Source organism: Priestia sp. P5_B4 (genome assembly GCF_056400385.1).
Genome location: NZ_JBFULJ010000422.1, coordinates 1 through 3257 on the forward strand (window position 1 = coordinate 1; position 3257 = coordinate 3257).

At 38.4% G+C, this 3257-nt stretch carries 5 protein-coding genes; 1 reads left to right on the forward strand and 4 read right to left on the reverse strand.

The annotated features are described in order from the left end of the window. Positions 1–463: DMT family transporter (locus AC1DRF_RS20610; RefSeq protein WP_477741555.1), on the reverse strand; the 463-nt coding region annotated here is incomplete at its 3' end. Between the two features lie 108 nt (positions 464–571). Here AC1DRF_RS20610 and AC1DRF_RS20615 point away from each other — a divergent pair. Further along, a complete protein-coding gene (locus AC1DRF_RS20615; RefSeq protein ID WP_477741556.1) occupies positions 572–1471 on the forward strand; it encodes an AraC family transcriptional regulator in 900 nt (299 codons plus the stop codon). A 30-nt stretch (positions 1472–1501) separates the two neighbouring features. Here AC1DRF_RS20615 and gvpU read toward each other — a convergent pair whose 3' ends face one another. Genes gvpU through AC1DRF_RS20630 form a run of 3 tightly spaced genes read right to left on the reverse strand, consistent with a single transcriptional unit; the run spans position 1502 to position 3165 of the window. After that, positions 1502–1918 (reverse strand): gas vesicle accessory protein GvpU, encoded by a 417-nt coding sequence (gvpU, locus tag AC1DRF_RS20620; protein WP_014459206.1) that lies wholly within the window; start codon positions 1916–1918, stop codon positions 1502–1504. Positions 1919–1941: 23 nt separating this feature from the next. Beyond that, positions 1942–2826, reverse strand: a complete 885-nt coding sequence (gene gvpT, locus AC1DRF_RS20625; protein ID WP_477741557.1) for a GvpT/GvpP family gas vesicle accessory protein — start codon at positions 2824–2826, stop codon at positions 1942–1944. Between the two features lie 36 nt (positions 2827–2862). Next, positions 2863–3165 carry a gas vesicle protein gene (locus AC1DRF_RS20630; RefSeq protein ID WP_013057989.1) on the reverse strand — a complete coding sequence of 101 codons (303 nt, stop codon included), beginning with the start codon at positions 3163–3165 and terminating at the stop codon, positions 2863–2865. Between the last annotated feature and the right edge of the window lie 92 nt (positions 3166–3257).

Sequence of the window (3257 nt, forward strand, 5' to 3'; positions counted from 1 at the left end):
GAGAAATAGAGCCGTTTGTTAATAAAAAAAAGCAGCCCCCCAGTGCCAGCAAAACAGTGATGACGTCTTGTCGCGTAAATATAGACTGCTTGCGCAAAAGCAAATAAATGATAATCATCACCGGTGATAAATACTGCAGCAGCGTAGCTACTGCTGCATTTCCATGCTTAATAGAAGCCATATATGTATACTGAACGGCGAGCATACCAAATATGGCAAAAACGACGAGCTGAAGAGCTGCCTTTCGGTTCTTCCATACTCCAAATACGTGAGAATGATTATTTTTTATACATGAAATCATTAGCAGCAAAAAACCCGCAATGAGCAGCCGTACTGAAACAAGCCAGTCTACACTGATTTCAAATTCTTGAAAAAGCTTTTGAGCAACCGTCCCTCCCATCCCCCAACATATAGCTCCAGTTGTTACAAAGAAGAACCCTTTTTTCCGGCTGAGATCGTTCATCTTCCATCCCTCACTTTTATTATAAGAATAGTGTTATAATAAGTGAAAAACGGGGCAGAAAATACGCATATTGCATTAAAAAATATAAATATATTGAGGTGAACATGTATGCCAGCAGCCCATTTTAAAATTGATGAAAACTTAAAAGAGCTAACGACCCATCGCACCGTTGAGCTGCCAGTAGCATGTTATCAAACGACGATCAGTGATCACATAAACGGCTACATCCCTCTTCACTGGCATGATGAACTTCAATTTGTATTGGTTATAAAAGGTGATGCGTCTTTTCAAATAAACGAAAAAACAGTGATTGTAAAACAAGGCTACGGACTGTTTATTAACAGCGGATGTCTTCATATGACTGAAGATATAAACAAATCCGGCTGCGTGTACATTTGTTTAAATGTTTCTCCTCATTTTCTTGTGCCGCAAGAGCTTTTTACAAATTACGTTTATCCCTACATTCATGCAACGAATCTATCACATTTATTCATCAGTCCAAAGCAAGCCTGGGGAAACAACGTGTTAGAGTCTATACATAAGATACACACATGGATTCATAAGCAGCCGCACCACTATGAAATAGAGATTGCCTCTGAACTCAGCATACTTTGGAAAAATTTAATTCTTAACGGTTTGCAGCTGAAATACAATGAAAAAGAAATGATCAAAAATCAGCGGATGAAGCAAATGCTCAATTGGATTCATTTGCACTTTGCTGAAAAGATTACGCTTGATAATATTGCCAAATCCGGACAATTGAGCCGTTCTGAATGCTGTCGATATTTTAAGAAAATGTTAAAAAAATCTCCTTTGACCTATGTATTAAACTATCGAATTCAGCAAAGCTTAGTTATGCTGCAGCAAGCAGAAGCAAATGTGACGGACGTCGCTTATCAAGTAGGGTTTAATAGTACAAGCTATTTTATTAATCAGTTTCGAAAAGAAATGAAGATGACTCCCCTCATGTATCGAAAAAAGAAGCTGCACATGTCATCACATCACTAAAAAACGGCAGGGCAATCACCCCGCCGTTTTTTATGAACTCTTTTTACTCGTTGATTTTGCATCAGAAATCTTTCCTAAGAAAAACCCGTCTACTTCTGCTATTTTCCCTCTCCAAAAGATCTTTCCTTTAGAAGGAGTAGATTTACTGTCTCCACAGTAAATCTTTGTATTTTTTAAATGAATAAAATGGGCTTCTGCTTCTCCGTTTGATTCGCTCGCTTCGCTTGCTAAAGAGAATTGTTCGCTTAGCGCCTGAGCCACTTCACTGCCTTCTTCAAACGTTTCGCTTAAGTAATCAAAGTATTCTTTTGCTGAAATCATGGTACCGGAAATCACAGCGCCGTTTACATTTAATGAAATATCAAGTGAAAAGCCGTGTTTATTAGAAGCTTTCACAAAGTATTCAAGCGTACTGTCTTTAGTTGAAAAAGAAGGGCCTGTACTCATGTCTTTCTTTCCTCCTTTACGTCTTAGGCTGTTGTATCGTCTTCACTAGAAAGAGATGTTGCTTCATCATCTTCTTCGTCCGTGTTTTTCTTTGCTTTTGTATTTTTTGATTTTTTAGCTGTTGACTTTTTTGGTTTCGCTTCCTTTTTTTCTTCTTCGCTTTCATCTTCGTCTTCTTCTTCTGATTTTACTTTTTTATTTTTTTTGTTTGAGCGAGAATCTTCCTCTTCTTCCTCGCTGTCTTCGTCACTTTCACTTTCTTCTTCCTCTTCTTGCTCAGCTTCTTTTTTATCCTTTTTACGAGGCTTAGATGTTTCTTCTTCGTTTTCGTCGTCCTGCTCGTTTTCTTCGTTTTCATCGTTCTCTTCTTCGTCGGAATCTGTATCTTCCGCTTCTTCGTCTYGATTTTTATTGAGGCTAAGCTCAACAAGCATGTTCATTTTTTCTTCAAGCTGTGATAAGCGATCTTGAAGAGTTTGATTTTCTTCTTTTAACTCGTCGTACTCTTGAACGTTATCGTCTTCTGGTTCGCTACTAGAAGAATTTACGTTTTCTTCATCATCTTTTGATTTATCTTTATCTTTATCTTTTTTAAACAAGCTTCCCGCAGATGTTTTCAGGCTGGCCACACTGCTTTTTGATTTTTCTTTTACCTTTGTTCCTAAATCAGATGCTTTGCTTTTTAATTCGTCTGTATCAATGCGGTCAAGGAGACTTTTTCGATTTTCAGGAGTCGATACATATCCAATCGTTGCACCGATGATGCCTCCTGCTACCGCTCGTTTGATTGGCCCGCTGCTTGTTGTTTTGCTTGCTTTTGAACCGTTCTTTTCTTTTGAACCGTTTTCCGTATTTTTATTTTCCTTGTTTTCTGCCTGTGTGTTATCTAATTTTGTTTCAGTTGCCATTGTAAATCCCTCCATTTTTTAAGTAGCGTACAGTTTTTAACGTTTCGTTTCTATTTTTTCTTCAAGCGTTTTTAACCGCTCATGCAGCATTTTATTTTCTTCTTCGAGCGCTTTGTTATTGGCTCCTTTTGAACTGAGATAGGGATCATTTTCCCACCAGTCCATGCCGATTTCTTTTGCTTTATCAACCGAAGCCACAATCAAGCGGATCTTTATCGTTAATAGCTCAACATCTGCAATTCCTACGGTGATGTCCCCCGCTATGACGACTCCTTTATCCAAAATCTTTTCGAGCACATCTACAATCGTACTTGACTGCATATTATGTTCGACTGCCATACTGTTCCTCCTACTGACCGCTTAAAGCAGGCTGCCTAGCGGTCCAAGATCAATATTTAAATCTTCTGCATCCAGACCGAACACCTCTTTCA

Coding starts and splice junctions, on each gene's coding strand:
- AC1DRF_RS20615 (WP_477741556.1), top strand. CDS start 572: ATGCCAGCAGCCCATTTTAAAATTGATGAAAACTTAAAAGAGCTAACG.
- gvpU (WP_014459206.1), bottom strand. CDS start 1,918: ATGAGTACAGGCCCTTCTTTTTCAACTAAAGACAGTACGCTTGAATAC.
- AC1DRF_RS20630 (WP_013057989.1), bottom strand. CDS start 3,165: ATGGCAGTCGAACATAATATGCAGTCAAGTACGATTGTAGATGTGCTC.